At 68.4% G+C, this 14,602-nt stretch carries 11 protein-coding genes; 9 read left to right on the top strand and 2 right to left on the bottom strand.

All coding sequences use genetic code 11. From position 1 onward, the window contains the following. Window positions 1-93: 93 nt before the first annotated feature. Window positions 94-981 (top strand): M23 family metallopeptidase, encoded by an 888-nt coding sequence (locus PSEK12I1_RS0100850; protein ID WP_037006555.1) that lies wholly within the window; start codon window positions 94-96, stop codon window positions 979-981. A 187-nt stretch (window positions 982-1,168) separates the two neighbouring features. Next, entirely contained in the window at window positions 1,169-3,070 is a 1,902-nt protein-coding gene (locus PSEK12I1_RS0100845) for a diguanylate cyclase (protein WP_027600387.1), read from the top strand. Between the two features lie 12 nt (window positions 3,071-3,082). Here PSEK12I1_RS0100845 and PSEK12I1_RS23430 read toward each other — a convergent pair whose 3' ends face one another. Together PSEK12I1_RS23430 and glcC are read right to left on the bottom strand one after the other, a co-directional pair. Further along, on the bottom strand, window positions 3,083-4,447 hold the full coding sequence (locus tag PSEK12I1_RS23430) for a hemolysin family protein (RefSeq protein ID WP_051399178.1): 1,365 nt from the start codon (window positions 4,445-4,447) through the stop codon (window positions 3,083-3,085). Window positions 4,448-4,593: 146 nt separating this feature from the next. Beyond that, window positions 4,594-5,361: a transcriptional regulator GlcC gene (gene glcC, locus PSEK12I1_RS0100835; RefSeq protein WP_007161471.1), complete on the bottom strand. Its 768-nt coding sequence runs from the start codon at window positions 5,359-5,361 to the stop codon at window positions 4,594-4,596. A 208-nt stretch (window positions 5,362-5,569) separates the two neighbouring features. Here glcC and glcD point away from each other — a divergent pair, with 208 nt between their 5' ends. From glcD to spoT, 7 genes are all read left to right on the top strand, one after another. After that, window positions 5,570-7,069, top strand: coding sequence for a glycolate oxidase subunit GlcD (gene glcD, locus PSEK12I1_RS0100830; RefSeq protein WP_027600386.1), 1,500 nt, complete (start codon window positions 5,570-5,572; stop codon window positions 7,067-7,069). After that, complete coding sequence (gene glcE / locus PSEK12I1_RS0100825; protein WP_027600385.1) at window positions 7,069-8,115, top strand: glycolate oxidase subunit GlcE; 1,047 nt, start codon at window positions 7,069-7,071, stop codon at window positions 8,113-8,115. The genes glcD and glcE overlap by 1 nt, the downstream gene beginning before the upstream one ends. A 12-nt stretch (window positions 8,116-8,127) precedes the next feature. Beyond that, window positions 8,128-9,360 carry a glycolate oxidase subunit GlcF gene (gene glcF, locus PSEK12I1_RS0100820; protein WP_027600384.1) on the top strand — a complete coding sequence of 411 codons (1,233 nt, stop codon included), beginning with the start codon at window positions 8,128-8,130 and terminating at the stop codon, window positions 9,358-9,360. 14 nt (window positions 9,361-9,374) lie between these two features. Further along, window positions 9,375-9,779: a heme-binding protein gene (locus PSEK12I1_RS0100815; protein ID WP_027598097.1), complete on the top strand. Its 405-nt coding sequence runs from the start codon at window positions 9,375-9,377 to the stop codon at window positions 9,777-9,779. 30 nt (window positions 9,780-9,809) lie between these two features. Next, the gene (locus PSEK12I1_RS0100810) at window positions 9,810-11,984 is read left to right on the top strand and encodes a malate synthase G (RefSeq protein ID WP_027600383.1); all 2,175 of its coding nucleotides are present in this window, start codon (window positions 9,810-9,812) and stop codon (window positions 11,982-11,984) included. Between the two features lie 153 nt (window positions 11,985-12,137). Continuing rightward, on the top strand, window positions 12,138-12,410 hold the full coding sequence (rpoZ, locus tag PSEK12I1_RS0100805) for a DNA-directed RNA polymerase subunit omega (RefSeq protein ID WP_007161465.1): 273 nt from the start codon (window positions 12,138-12,140) through the stop codon (window positions 12,408-12,410). A 3-nt stretch (window positions 12,411-12,413) separates the two neighbouring features. Then, window positions 12,414-14,573: a bifunctional GTP diphosphokinase/guanosine-3',5'-bis pyrophosphate 3'-pyrophosphohydrolase gene (gene spoT, locus PSEK12I1_RS0100800; protein ID WP_007161464.1), complete on the top strand. Its 2,160-nt coding sequence runs from the start codon at window positions 12,414-12,416 to the stop codon at window positions 14,571-14,573. Window positions 14,574-14,602 lie beyond the last annotated feature (29 nt).

Below are 14,602 nucleotides of genomic sequence, written 5' to 3'. Positions count from 1 at the left end.
TGCCAGCGGCTTCACAAAGCCGTGGTTTGGCCATCGCCCAGTCTGCACGGCTTTGTTAGGTTCTGTCCTTGCCCATCATGGTGGCCCTATGCCATGGACCGACGCCTGACCGCCCTGATCACCTGCCTGAGCCTCGCCCTGGCCGTGCCCGCCCTCGCGCCGGCCGCCGAAAAGGCGACCCTCACCAAGACCTCCGCCAAGAGTCCGGCCCGCAAGGGGCAGGTCAAGCTCAAGGTGCGCAATGCCAGTGAAGGCCGCATCTTCGAGGTCCGCAACGATTTCGACGTGCCCGTGCGGGTCGAACTGCGCCTGCAGCGCACCGTCAACGTGGCCGGTGCCGAGCGCCCCATCCGCCAGGTCATCGAGCCGCGCTCCACGGTGCAGCTGGCGGTGATCCGCAAGCGGCAGCAGGGCTTTCCCATGCACTTCGACCAGGCCTTCAGCTACAGTCCGCAGCTGCCGGTCGGCTCCCTGCCGGCGCTGGCGACCGGTGCGCCGGGCGGGGTTGATAGCGGCATCGGCTATGGCTACGCCTGGCCCTGGCGCCAGGGCGTCTACTACGTGACCCAGGGTGCGGGCGGCGATTTCAGCCACAACACGCCCAAGGGGCGCTATGCGGTGGACATCGCCATGCCCGAGGGCACCCCGATCAGCGCCGCCCGTGCCGGCACGGTGATCGACGTGGAAAACGGCCAGTTCGGCCATGGTCCCAATCCCTCCGGCAACTTCGTGCGCATCGCCCACGAGGACGGCAGCCAGAGCGCCTATCTGCACCTGCGCCGCGGGTCGGTCAAGGTGCGACCTGGCGAGCGGGTGGAGGTCGGCACGCCCCTCGCGGAGTCGGGCAATACCGGGCGCAGCACCGGCCCCCACCTGCACTTCGTGGTCCAGGCCCACGAAGGTGGTGAAATGGTCTCCATTCCCTTCCGCTTCGTGCGGCCGCTGGCAGCCCTGCCCAACATGGCGCTGGGCGACCGCTGAGGCCCTGCGCAAGGGCGTTCCAGACAGGCTGACGCCACGGGGTCCATAAGGCGACCAGGCGCCCGGCCGCCCGCAGAAATCCCTTGGCAGGAACCGGGTTGGTGGCGTTATGCTATCACCACGCTATTCCTCCAAGGCGCGGGTTCCACCGCGGCCTTCCCTTCCTTCAGGCTATGGATGCCGCTCCATGAAAGGATTCCTGGCCACCCTGTGCGCCGGTGGGCGCAAGCATGCTCTGTACCTGCTGGCATTGCTGTTGATTGCCCTCGACGGCCAGGCGCAGGTGCTGCGACTAGATGATCCGGGGCGCAGCTACGATCCGCGACCGGCGCTGGAGATCCTCAAGGCGCCAGCCAGTCTGACCTTTGCCGAGGCCGCCGCCCGCCCACGCGGGGGCGAGGACGGCTGGCATGCACCCGATGAACTGGAAATGCTGCTCCACGACGGTCGCCAGGGCCTCTGGCTGCGCTTTGCCATCCAGGGCCGCGACGACCAGGCCTGGTGGCTGATTCCGAGCTGGCCGGTGCTGGATCGCCTGGACCTGCGCACCCGCGCTGCCGATGGCCACTGGAGTCCGCTGCAGCAGAGCGGCCTGGCCCTGCCGGCCTCGCAACGGACACTGCCCGGTCGTCAGCTGATGTTCGCCCTGGCGCCGACCGCCGGTGCGGTGGAGGAGGTCTACCTGCGGCTGGATTCGCGAGAGACCTTTGTCCTGCCGCTGCGGCTGGTGACCCCGGCCGCCTATCTGCGCGAGGCGCAGCAGGATGCCTGGCTGATCGGCGGCTTCTTCGGTTGCCTGGTCACCATCCTCTTGCTGACCCTCACCCTGTGGGGCTTTGGCCGCCGCTCGGGCTTTGGCTGGTACGCCCTCTATCTGCTCAGCGTCATCGGCTATCAGGCGGTCACCACCGGCTACGGCGCCTGGCAACTCTGGCCGGAGAGTCCGGCCTTCGCCCTGCGTGCCCACCTGGTCTTTACCGCCCTGTGCTTTCTGAGTGGCGGGTTGTTCGTGCGCTATCTGCTCAGCCTCTATCACGGCGGCCGCTGGATCGACTTCGGCAATCGCCTGCTGATCGGCTACTGGAACGTGGCGCTGGTCATCACGCTGATCTGGCCGCATCTGCTGAGCTTCCAGGAAATGCTCGGCATGATGGCGCTGAGTTGCCTGGGGCTGCTGGGCACCACCACCTATCTGGCGCTGCGCGGCAGCCGCATGGCGCTGTGGTTCAGCGCCGCCTGGGCCCTGCTGCTGCTGGGCAGCTCGATCCAGCTGCTGGCGATCGCCGGCTGGCTGCCCGCCGACAGTCCGGCCTTCCACGGGCAGATGGCCGGCTTCGCCCTGGGCTTCGTGATGCTGTCGCTGGGGCTCACCGAAGGCCTGAGTCTGCAGCGCCGGGCGCGGATCGAGGCGCAGCGGCAGGCGCTGGAAGCCTCCAGCGCCCTGGCCCGGGAGCGCGAAGCCTCCTTTGTCGAACTGGAATTGCGGGTGGCGCTGCGCACCGTGGAGTTGCAGCAGGCCAAGGCCAGTCTCGAGCGGCTCAATCGCGAACTGCTGCACCAGAGCCAGACCGACTCCCTGACCGGGCTCGGCAATCGCCGGCATTTCGAACGGGTCTTCCAGCAGGAGATCCGCCGCGCCATCCGCGCCGAACGGCCGCTGGCGGTGCTCTTGGTGGACATCGATCATTTCAAGGCGGTCAACGACACCCACGGCCACACCCTGGGCGACGAATGCCTGAGGTGCGTGGCCGAGGTGCTGCGCAGGCACGTCCAGCGGGCGGGGGAGGTGGCGGCGCGCTATGGCGGCGAGGAATTCGTCATCGCCCTGCCCGGGAGCGACCAGCAGGCGGCCCGGACGCTGGCGGAGCGCATCCGCCAGGAGGTGGCAGGGCTGGAATTGCAGACCGAGCAGGGGTGCCTGCGGCCGTCGATCAGCGTCGGGGTCGCGGTGACCGTGCCGAGCAATCTCGAACACGGCCTGGGGCTTCTGGAAGACGCCGATCGGGCGCTCTATGCGGCCAAGCGCGGCGGGCGCAATCGCGTCTGCCTGAGCGATGGCCTGCCGGAACTGGGCAGCGGACGCGGCTGAGGCCGCGTCGACTCAGCGTTCCTCCGGCTGGCGCCGGCGGACGTCCTTGGGATCCAGCTTGATGACCTTGGCCAGGACGATCTTGGGGCCCTTCATCTTCTTGACGATGATGCGCAGGCCCTCGGCTTCCAGCACCGTCTCCTCTTCGGGGACGCGCTTCAGGCTGTCGTAGATCAGGCCGGCCAGGGTCTCGGCCTCGACGTGATCCAGATCGATGCCCAGCAGTCGCTCGACCTTGAACAGCGGGGTGTCGCCCCGCACCAGCAGCTTGCCCGGCTGGTAGGCGACCACGCCGCGCTCGGTCTTGCGGTGTTCGTCCTGGATGTCGCCCACCAGCACCTCGAGCACGTCTTCCATGGTCAGGAAGCCGATGACCTTGTGGTCGGCTTCCTCCACCAGCACGAAGTGCGCGCCGCCGCGACGGAATTGCTCCAGCAGGTCGGACAGCGGCATGTGCTTGGTCACCCGCTCCAGCGGATGCACCAGATCGTCGAGGTCGAACGAAGCCGCTTCGCTGTCCAGGCCGGCGATGGCCAGCAGCAGGTCCTTGATGTGCAGGACCCCGATAAAGGTCTGGCTGTCTTCGTCGTAGACCGGATAGCGGCTGTACTTGGAGCGGCGGATCTGGGTGAGGATCTCGTCCAGGCTGGCCTTGCTGTCCAGGTAGATGAGGTCTTCGCGGGAATTGGCCCAGTCCACCACCTCCAGCTCGCCCAGCTCCACGGCCGAGGCCAGCACCCGGCTGTCCGGGTCGGTGGCGCGGTTGGAGTGCAGGATCAGCTTGAGTTCGTCGCGACTGTAGTGGTGCTCATGGTGCGCGCCAGGTTCGCCCTGGCCGGCGATGCGCAGGATGCCGTTGGCGCTGGCGTTGAGCAGCCAGATGGCCGGGTACATCAGCCAGTAGAAGAGGTACAGCGGCACTGCCGTCCACAGCGACAGCAGGTCGGGCTTGCGGATCGCCCAGGACTTGGGCGCCAGCTCGCCGACCACGATGTGCAGGTAGGAGATGATGAAGAAGGCCGAGAAGAAGGCGATGCCGTGGATCACCTCGGGGCTGCTGACGCCGACGGCGCCGAGCAGGGGTTCGAGCAATTCGGCGAAGGCCGGCTCGCCGACCCAGCCCAGACCCAGGGAGGCCAGGGTGATGCCGAGCTGGCAGGCGGAGAGGTAGGCGTCGAGCTGGTTGTGCACCTTCTTGAGGATGCGCCCGCGCCAGCCGTGCTTCTTGGCGATGGCCTCCACGCGGGTGGCGCGCAGCTTGACCATGGCGAACTCGGCGGCGACGAAGAAGCCGTTGAGCAGCACGAGGAAGAAGGCGAAGAACACGAGGCCGAGATCGGCGAACAACGTCGAGGCGAGACTGGTGGAAGGGTCCATTAGGGCCGAGAGCTGGAAAAAGGTCGGCTAAGCATGGGGGCGGGGCAGGGCAGTTGCAAGATGTTGCGCCTGCCGGAGGGACGGGGCGCACCCCGGGCTGACGGACAGCCGCTCTGGCATCCCCCTTTGCCGGCGGGCCTTTTTCGCTAGGTCCAGCCTTCCAGACGCATGGTGGCCCGCACCAGGCGCTGCTCTTCCTGCTCGATCTCGCGCAGGCTGTCCCTGACGCTGTGGATGTGCTCGCGGGCGGCGGCGTGGGCCTCGTCGGGCAGGCGCTGGCTCACGGCGGCATAGAGGCGGGCATGCTGGGCGTCGATCTCGCGGCGCTGCGGTGGACGATGGTAGAGATTGGCGATGCAGGCGAACACCGAGCCCAGCAAGAGCTCGTTGAGCGATTGCAGGGTGTGCACCAGCACCGGGTTGTGCGAGGCCTCGCTGATTGCCAGGTGGAAGGCATGATCGAGGCGCGCGTGGGTTTCCGCCGGCAGGGTGGCCGGGTCCTGGCAGGCGGCGCAGAGTTCGTCGTAGCGGCGACCGATCAGCACCAGGTCGGCGGTGGTGGCGCGCAGCGCCGCCAGGCGCGCGGCTTCGCCTTCCAGCAGGGCGCGGACCTCCAGCAGGTCGTAGAGGGTGCGCGGCTGGCTGCTGAACAGGTGCAGCAGCGGATTCTCCGCTGCCGGGGCCGCCAGGCGGGCGACGAAGCTGCCCTGGCCGTGGCGGGTCTCGATGATGCCGCGGGCGCGCAGCAGGCCCAGGCCCTCGCGCAAGGCGGTACGCGAGACACCGAGCTTGTCGCACAGGCGCCGCTCGGACGGCAGCGGCTGACCGACCTTGAGCACCCCGTCCACCACCAGGCGTTCGATCTGCTGACTGACGTTCTCGGCGACGGGAAGACGGGCGACGGGCGCGGACATGGCGAGTTCCTGCTGGTATGACCACGAGGTTTGGCGCTAGTGAGCCACTGGCGGAATCTGCCGTCAAGCGGGCTGAAAGCGGCTCATCCTTTGGTCAAAGAGGGCACAAAAACTGGTATGACCAGTGCGCTGGACCATGGACGCCCCGCTTGCAGTCGGGGTACAACGAAGCCTTTCCAGCCAGAACAACAACAATGGCGGTTACCCGATGAGCCTGGTCTACGACGAACGTCTCGACGGCGCCTTGCCCCGCCCGGACAAGGCGCAACTGCTGCAGCGGTTGCGTGCCGAACTGCCCGAGCACTGCCTGCTGCACGACAGGGAAGACCTCAAACCCTACGAGTGCGATGGTCTCGCGGCCTATCGCACCACGCCGCTGCTGGTGGTGCTGCCAGAAACCGTGGAGCAGGTGCAGGCGACCCTGCGCCTCTGCCATGAGCTGCAGGTACCCCTGGTGGCCCGCGGCGCCGGCACCGGCCTGTCCGGCGGCGCGCTGCCGCTGGAGCAGGGCGTGCTGCTGGTGATGGCGCGCTTCAATCGCATCCTCGAGGTGGACCCCGACGGTCGCCGGGCGCGGGTCCAGCCCGGGGTGCGCAACCTGGCCATCTCCCAGGCCGCGGCGCCCCATGACCTCTACTACGCGCCCGATCCCTCCTCGCAGATCGCCTGCTCCATCGGCGGCAACGTGGCCGAGAACGCCGGCGGCGTGCACTGCCTGAAATACGGTCTGACCGTGCACAACGTGCTGGCGGTGGAGATCGTCACCCTGGAAGGCGAGCGCCTGACCCTGGGCGGCGCCGCCCTGGACAGCCCCGGCTTCGACCTGCTGGCGCTGTTCACCGGCTCCGAAGGGTTGCTCGGGGTGGTGGTGGAAGTGACCGTCAAGCTGCTGCCCAAACCGCCCTGCGCCCGGGTGGTCATGGCCAGCTTCGCCGACATCGAGCGCGCCGGGGCGGCGGTGGCCGACATCATCGCCGCCGGCATCATCCCCGGCGGCCTGGAGATGATGGACAACCTGACCCTGAGAGCCGCCGAGGACTTCATCCACGCCGGCTACCCGGTGGACGCCGCCGCCATCCTGCTCTGCGAGCTGGACGGGGTGGAAGCCGACGTGGCCGCCGACATCGAGCGGGTCAGCGCCCTGCTGGCCACCGCCGGCGCCACCGAGATCCGCCTGGCCCGCGACGAGGCCGAGCGGCAGAAATTCTGGGCCGGACGCAAGAACGCCTTTCCCGCCGTGGGGCGGCTGTCGCCCGACTACTACTGCATGGACGGCACCATCCCGCGCCGCGCCCTGCCCGAGGTGCTGCGCGGGATCGAGGCCTTGTCGGCGGAATACGGACTGGCGGTGGGCAATGTCTTCCATGCCGGCGACGGCAACCTGCACCCGCTGATCCTCTTCGATGCCAATCGGCCCGGCGAGCTGGAACAGGCCGAGGCCCTGGGCGGCCGCATCCTCGATCTCTGCGTGGCGGTGGGCGGCACCATCACCGGCGAGCACGGCGTCGGTCGCGAAAAGATCAACGCCATGTGCACCCAGTTCCAGTCGGGCGAGCTGACCTTCTTCCATGCGGTAAAGGCCGCCTTCGACGCCCCCGGGCTGCTCAATCCCGGCAAGAACGTGCCGACCCTGCACCGCTGCGCCGAATTCGGCGGCCTGCACGTGCATCGCGGCCAGTTGCCCCACCCCGAACTGGAGCGTTTCTGATGGACAGTCTGAACCTGCTCCTCGACCAGGTCCGCGAGGCCCTGGCCCGTCGCCAGCCGCTGCGCATCCATGGCGGCGACACCAAGGCCCGGCTGGGCCGTGCGGTGGAGGGCGAGCCGCTGGACGTCAGCGGCCATCGCGGTCTGGTGCACTACGATCCCACCGAACTGGTGGCCACGGTGCGCACCGGTACGCCGCTGGCCGAACTCAATGCCGCCCTGGCCGAACAGGGGCAGATGCTGCCCTGCGAACCACCGCGGCTGGGGGAGGGCGCTACCGTCGGCGGCACCCTGGCCTGCGGTCTTTCCGGTCCGCGCCGCCCCTGGGCCGGCAGCTTGAGGGACTTCGTCCTGGGCACGCGCCTGATCACCGGCACCGGCGAACACCTGAGATTCGGCGGCGAGGTGATGAAGAATGTCGCCGGCTATGACGTCTCCCGCCTGCTGGCCGGCAGCCAGGGTTGCCTGGGGGTGATCACCGAGGTGTCCTTCAAGGTGCTGCCCAGGCCGCGCTGCACCCAGAGTCTGAGTCTGGAGCTGGACGCCGAACGCGCCCTGCAACGGCTGGCCGTCTGGGGTCGCGAGGCGCTGCCGATCTCGGCGGCCTGCCATGACGGCCAGCGGCTGCACCTGCGCCTGGAAGGCGGCGAGGGTTCGGTGCGCTCGGCGGCCGATCGCCTGGGCGGTGAAGCCCTGGGCGAAGGCTTCTGGGACGAGCTCAACGAACAGCGGCTGGCCTTCTTCGAAGGGCCCGCGCCCCTGTGGCGGCTGTCGGTGCCGGTCAACACCCCGCTGCTGGACCTGCCCGGCAGCCGCTTATTGGATTGGGGCGGTGCCCAGTACTGGCTCAAGAGCGATGCCCCGGCCACCGTGCTGCGCGAGATCGCCGCGCGCGCCGGCGGCCATGCGCTCTGCTACACGCCGGACGCCGAGCGCGAGGCCCAGCATCCGCTGCCCGCCGCGCTGCTGGACTATCACCGCCGCCTCAAGGCGCGCCTGGACCCCCAGGGGATCTTCAATCCGGGTCGGCTGTACGCCGGGCTGTAGGGGAAAGACGTCATGCAAACCAATCTGAGTCCCGCCGCCCGCGAACTGCCCCGCGCCGCCGATGCCGAGCGGGTGCTGCGCAGCTGCGTGCACTGCGGCTTCTGCAATGCCACCTGCCCGACCTACCAGCTGCTCGGCGACGAGCTGGACGGTCCACGCGGGCGCATTTACCTGATCAAGGGCATGCTCGAAGGCGGCGAGGTCAGCGAGAAGACCCGCGAGCACCTCGACCGCTGCCTGACCTGCCGCAATTGCGAGACCACCTGTCCCTCGGGCGTCTCCTATCACGAATTGCTCGACATCGGCCGCGCCGAGGTGGAACGCCGGGTACCGCGCCCGCTGGGCCAGCGCCTGCTGCGCGCCGGGCTGCGCCAGGTGCTGCCGCAGCCACGCCTGTTCGGCGCGCTGCTGAAAAGCGGCCAGGCGCTGAAGCCGCTGCTGCCGGCAGGCGTCCAGGCCAAGCTGCCGGCGCGCATTGCCGCTCCGGGCGTGCGACCCGCGCCACGCCATGCCCGGCGCATGCTGATCCTCGAAGGCTGCGTGCAGCCTGGGCTTTCGCCCAACACCAATGCCGCCACCGCGCGGGTGCTGGATCGCCTCGGCATCAGCCTGGAGGCCGCGCCCCGCGCCGGTTGCTGCGGCGCGGTGGACTACCACCTCAATGCCCAGGAGGCCGGACTCGATCGCGCCCGGCGCAACATCGACGCCTGGTGGCCGGCGCTGCAGGGCGGCGCCGAAGCCATCATCCAGACCGCCAGCGGCTGCGGCGCCTTCGTCAAGGAATACGCCAGCCTGCTCAAGGACGATCCGGCCTATGCGGCCAAGGCGCGGGAAGTCTCGGCGCGCACCCGCGACCTGGTGGAGGTGCTGCGCGAGCTGCCGCTGGAAGAGCTGCGCTTGGCCAACACCCCGCGGCTGGCCTTCCATTGCCCTTGCACCCTGCAGCACGCCCAGCGCCTGGGCGGCGCCGTGGAGGGCGTCCTGCAGCGCCTCGGCTTCCCGCTGGCGCCGGTGCCCGACGGCCACCTCTGCTGTGGCTCGGCCGGCACCTATTCGCTGACCCAGCCGGACTTGTCGCGGCGGTTGCGCGACGCCAAGCTCGATGCCCTGGAGAGCGGTCACCCCGAGGTGATCGCCACCGCCAACATCGGCTGCCAGAGCCATCTCGACGGCGCCGGGCGGACTCCCGTGCGCCACTGGATCGAAATCCTCGACGCGGCCCTGGCCGCTCAGACCCAACCCTGAACCCTGGAGGCCCCATGAAGACCAAAGCCGTGCTCACCCTTGCCGAGATCGACACCCTGCTGGCCGCCGGTCGCGCCGAAGCCGAGCGCCAGGGCTGGGCCGTGTGCATCGCCGTGGCCGATGACGGCGGCCACCCGCTGGCCCTGCTGCGCCTCGATGGCGCCGCGCCCAACAGCGCCTACATCGCCCCGGAAAAGGCGCGCAGCGCCGCCCTGGCGCGCAAGGAGTCCAAGGTGCTGGAAGAGATGATCAACAACGGCCGCACCGCCTTTCTCAGCGCCCCGCTGATGCAGGGCATGCTCGAAGGCGGGGTACCCATCCTGGTGGACGGCCAGGTGGTGGGCGCCGTCGGCGTCTCGGGTGTCAAGGCGCCGGAAGATGCGCAGGTCGCGAAAGCCGCCATCGCGGCGCTCAACTGAATTCACAGCTTCATATCAAGGAAAGCCATCATGACCGACCGTACTACCCTGGGCCGCCTGCAGGTGGCCACCGAGCTGCAGCGCTTCATCGACGAGGAAGTGCTGCCCGGCACCGGGCTCGACACCGCCGCCTTCTGGTCGGGCGTGGACCAGCTGGTGCACGAGCTGGCGCCGCGCAATCGCGAACTGCTGGCCGAGCGGGATCGCCTGCAGGTGGAGCTGGACAACTGGCACAGCGCCCATCCCGGTCCGGTCACCGATCTGCCCGCCTACCAGCGCTTTCTGGAAGGCATCGGCTATCTGCAACCGGTCCCCGGCCAGGTGCAGGCCTCGACGTCCGGGGTCGACCGCGAGATCGCCGAACAGGCCGGTCCGCAGCTGGTGGTGCCGGTGCTCAACGCCCGCTACGCCCTGAACGCCGCCAACGCCCGCTGGGGGTCGCTGTACGATGCCCTCTATGGCACCGACGCCCTGCCCGAAACCGATGGCGCCGAGCGCGGCAAGGGCTACAACCCCGCCCGTGGCGCCAAGGTGGTGGCCTTCGCCCGCCAGGTGCTGGACGGCGTGGCGCCCCTCGCCAGCGGCTCGCACCGGGACGCCACCGCCTACCGCATCCAGGACGGCCGCCTGGTGGTGGACCTCAGGAGCGGTACCAGCGAACTGGCCGATCCGACCGCCTTCGTCGGTTACCAAGGCGATGCCGCGGCACCGTCCGCGGTCCTGCTGCGCCATAACGGCCTGCACCTGGAAATCCAGATCGACCGCGACAGCGCCATCGGCAAGACCGACGCCGCTGGGGTCAAGGACCTGCTGATGGAGGCCGCGGTCAGCACCATCATGGACCTGGAAGACTCCATCGCCGCGGTGGACGCCGCCGACAAGGTGCTGGCCTATCGCAACTGGCTGGGCCTGATGAAGGGCGACCTGGCCGAAGAGGTCAGCAAGGGCGGCGAGACCTTCACCCGCCGCCTCAACCCCGATCGCGAGTACCAGGGCGCCGACGGCCAGCCGCTGAGCCTGCACGGGCGCTCGCTACTGTTCATCCGCAACGTTGGTCACCTGATGACCAATCCGGCGGTGCTGCTGGAAGACGGCCGCGAGATCCCCGAGGGCATCCTCGACGCCGTGGTCACCGTGACCATCGCCCTGCACGACCTCAAGCGCCAGGGCAATTCCCGCAGCGGCTCGGTGTACATCGTCAAACCCAAGATGCACGGCCCGGCCGAGGTGGCCTTCGCCGTCCAGCTGTTCGACCGTGTCGAGGCCCTGCTGGGGCTGCCGGCCAACACCGTCAAGCTGGGCATCATGGACGAGGAGCGGCGCACCAGCGTCAACCTCAAGGCCTGCATCCATGCCGCCGCGGCGCGGGTGGCCTTCATCAATACCGGCTTCCTCGACCGCACCGGCGACGAGATGCACACCGCCATGCTGGCCGGCCCCATGCTGCGCAAGGGCGACATGAAGACCTCCAAGTGGATCACCGCCTACGAGCGCAACAACGTGCTGGTCGGCCTGGCCTGCGGCCTGCGCGGCAAGGCGCAGATCGGCAAGGGCATGTGGGCCATGCCCGATCTGATGGCCGCCATGCTGGAGCAGAAGATCGGCCATCCCAAGGCCGGCGCCAACACCGCCTGGGTACCGTCGCCCACCGCCGCCGTGCTGCACGCCCTGCATTACCACCAGGTCAACGTCCAGCAGGTGCAGCAGGAGCTGGAGCGCAGCGACGTCGACGCCGCCCGCGGCGAATTGCTCGCCGGGCTGCTCAGCGTGCCGGTGGCCGAGTCGCCGGACTGGTCCGCCGAGGCCATCCAGCAGGAGCTGGACAACAACTGCCAGGGCATCCTCGGCTACGTGGTGCGCTGGGTCGACCAGGGCGTCGGCTGCTCCAAGGTGCCCGACATCCATGACGTCGGCCTGATGGAAGACCGCGCCACCCTGCGCATCTCCAGCCAGCACATCGCCAACTGGCTGCACCACGGCGTGGTCAGCGCCGAACAGGTGGACGAGACGCTGCAGCGCATGGCCAAGGTGGTCGACGGCCAGAACGCCGGCGATGCCCTCTACGAGCCCATGGCCGGTCACTTCGACACGTCCTACGCCTATCGCGCCGCCCGCGACCTCATCTTCAAGGGCCGCGAGCAGCCCAGCGGCTACACCGAGCCGCTGCTGCACGCCTGGCGCCTGAAGAAGAAAGCCGGCGCCTGATCCGGCCAGGGCTCCCGTCCGGCGCGGGCGGGAGCCACTTACCCAGGTGCGGTGCCGGTGGTCCTCCGACCACCGCCCCTTCCCTTGCCACTGGCGAATTTTTATACTATCGGGTCCCCCGTTCCCGGGATCATCATCGCCACGAGGAAGACCATGGCCCGCGTTACTGTCGAAGACTGCCTGGACAACGTAGACAACCGATTCGAGCTGGTCATGCTCGCCACCAAGCGCTCGCGCCAGCTGGCCACCGGCGGCAAGGAGCCCAAGGTACCGTGGGACAACGACAAGCCCACCGTTGTCGCCCTGCGCGAGATCGCCGAAGGCCTGGTCGACGAAGAAGTCATCCGTCTGGACGACATCGTCGAAGAAGAGCCGCTGTTCGCCGCCTTCGAAGTCAACGAAGAAGCGGACGGCGAGGCCCTCTAAGCCATGGCCGCCGAGCCTGCGTATGGTGACGTCCACCCGACCGGCATCGACCTGCTGGCCGAGCGTCTGGCGGACTACCTGACCCCCGACCAGGTCAATCTGGTACGGCGGGCCTACTACTACGCCGAGCAGGCTCACGACGGGCAGCGCCGCCGCAGCGGCGAGCCCTATGTCACCCATCCGCTGGCCGTCGCCAACATCCTCGCCGACATGCACATGGACCATCAGAGCCTGATGGCCGCCATGCTGCACGACGTGATCGAGGACACCGGCATCGCCAAGGAAGCCCTGGCCGGCCAGTTCGGCGAGACGGTGGCGGAGCTGGTGGACGGGGTCAGCAAGCTGACCCAGATGAAGTTCGAGACCAAGGCCGAGGCCCAGGCGGAGAACTTCCAGAAGATGACCATGGCGATGTCCAAGGACATCCGCGTCATCCTGGTCAAGCTGGCCGACCGGCTGCACAACATGCGCACCCTGGACGCCATGCCGCCGGACAAGAGCCGGCGTATCGCCAAGGAAACCCTGGAAATCTACGCGCCCATCGCCAACCGGCTGGGCATGCACGATTTCTACGTGGAATTCGAGGACCTGGGCTTCCGCGCCATGCACCCGATGCGTGCCGAACGCATCCAGCGGGCGGTCAAGACCGCGCGGGGCAATCGCCGCGAGATCCTCGGCAAGATCCAGGAATCCCTGGCCAACTGCCTGGCCCGGGACGGCCTCGACGGCGAGGTGGTCGGCCGCGAAAAGCACCTGCACAGCATCTACCAGAAGATGCGCGGCAAGCGTAAGTCGTTCAACGAGATCATGGACGTCTACGGCTTCCGCATCATCGTCGACAAGGTCGACACCTGCTACCGCGTGCTCGGCGCGGTGCACAATCTCTACAAGCCGTTCCCGGGGCGCTTCAAGGACTACATCGCCATCCCCAAGGCCAACGGCTACCAGTCCCTGCACACCACCCTGTTCGGCATGCACGGCGTGCCCATCGAGATCCAGATCCGCACCCGCGAGATGGAAGAGATGGCCAACAACGGCATCGCCGCCCATGGCCTGTACAAGGCCGGCGGCGACGAACCGCGCGCCAGTCACCTGCGCGCGCGCCAGTGGGTGAAGGGCATCCTCGAGTTGCAGCAGCGCGCGGGCAACTCCCTGGAATTCATCGAGAACGTGAAGATCGACCTCTTTCCCGACGAGGTCTACGTCTTCACCCCCAAGGGCCGCATCATGGAGCTGCCCAAGGGCTCCACGGCCGTGGACTTCGCCTACGCGGTGCACACCGACGTCGGCAACAGCTGCATCGCCTGCCGCATCAACCGCCGCCTGGCGCCGCTGTCGCAGCCGCTGGGCAGCGGCGAGACGGTGGAGATCGTCACCGCTCCCGGCGCCCGGCCCAATCCGGCCTGGCTCAACTTCGTGGTCACCGGCAAGGCGCGCACCAACATCCGCCATGCGCTCAAGCAGCAGCGTCGCTCCGAGTCCATCAGCCTCGGCGAGCGGCTGCTGAACAAGGCGCTGTCCGGCTTCGGCACCCAGCTGTCGAAGATCTCGCCGATGCGCATCCTCTCGGTGCTCGGCGAATACAAGGGCGTGGTGCTGGAAGACCTGCTCGAAGAGATCGGCCTGGGCAACCGCATGGCCTATGTGGTGGCGCGCCGCCTGGTGTCCGGCAGCGAGCAGGAAGAGCCGCTGGAACCCCAGGCCAGCACCGCGCCCCAGGGGCCGCTGGCGATCCGCGGTACCGAAGGCCTGGTGATCAGCTACGCCAAGTGCTGCACGCCGATTCCGGGCGATCCCATCGTCGGTCACCTGTCGGCCGGCAAGGGCATGGTGATCCACCTGGAAAATTGCCGGAACATCGCTGAATTCCGGCATAACAGCGAAAAGTGCATCGTGCTCAACTGGGCCAAGGACGTCACCGGCGAATTCAGCGTCGAGTTGCGCGTCCAGCTGGAACACCAGCGCGGCCTGATCGCCATGCTGGCCAACAACGTCACCGCCGCGGACGCCAACGTCGAGAAGATCGGCATGAACGAGCGCGACGGCCGGGTCAGCGTGGTCCAGCTGGTGGTCAGCGTACGTGATCGCGTGCACCTGGCGCGCGTGATCAAGAAGCTGCGGACGCTCAAGGGCGTGGCCGGTATCACTCGGGTTCGCAGCTGAGGTTGCAGGGTGTCACCACCGGCTTGCAG

The organism is Pseudomonas sp. MOIL14HWK12:I1, assembly GCF_000510705.1.
GTDB lineage: Bacteria > Pseudomonadota > Gammaproteobacteria > Pseudomonadales > Pseudomonadaceae > Chryseomonas > Chryseomonas oryzihabitans.
This window is presented reverse-complemented; position numbering and strand designations above follow the sequence as displayed.

What these genes read in the sequence shown, in the direction of transcription:
- PSEK12I1_RS0100850 (WP_037006555.1), top strand. Translation starts at nt 94, where the DNA reads ATGGACCGACGCCTGACCGCCCTGATCACCTGCCTGAGCCTCGCCCTG.
- PSEK12I1_RS0100845 (WP_027600387.1), top strand. Translation starts at nt 1,169, where the DNA reads ATGAAAGGATTCCTGGCCACCCTGTGCGCCGGTGGGCGCAAGCATGCT.
- PSEK12I1_RS23430 (WP_051399178.1), bottom strand. Translation starts at nt 4,447, where the DNA reads ATGGACCCTTCCACCAGTCTCGCCTCGACGTTGTTCGCCGATCTCGGC.
- glcC (WP_007161471.1), bottom strand. Translation starts at nt 5,361, where the DNA reads ATGTCCGCGCCCGTCGCCCGTCTTCCCGTCGCCGAGAACGTCAGTCAG.
- glcD (WP_027600386.1), top strand. Translation starts at nt 5,570, where the DNA reads ATGAGCCTGGTCTACGACGAACGTCTCGACGGCGCCTTGCCCCGCCCG.
- glcE (WP_027600385.1), top strand. Translation starts at nt 7,069, where the DNA reads ATGGACAGTCTGAACCTGCTCCTCGACCAGGTCCGCGAGGCCCTGGCC.
- glcF (WP_027600384.1), top strand. Translation starts at nt 8,128, where the DNA reads ATGCAAACCAATCTGAGTCCCGCCGCCCGCGAACTGCCCCGCGCCGCC.
- PSEK12I1_RS0100815 (WP_027598097.1), top strand. Translation starts at nt 9,375, where the DNA reads ATGAAGACCAAAGCCGTGCTCACCCTTGCCGAGATCGACACCCTGCTG.
- PSEK12I1_RS0100810 (WP_027600383.1), top strand. Translation starts at nt 9,810, where the DNA reads ATGACCGACCGTACTACCCTGGGCCGCCTGCAGGTGGCCACCGAGCTG.
- rpoZ (WP_007161465.1), top strand. Translation starts at nt 12,138, where the DNA reads ATGGCCCGCGTTACTGTCGAAGACTGCCTGGACAACGTAGACAACCGA.
- spoT (WP_007161464.1), top strand. Translation starts at nt 12,414, where the DNA reads ATGGCCGCCGAGCCTGCGTATGGTGACGTCCACCCGACCGGCATCGAC.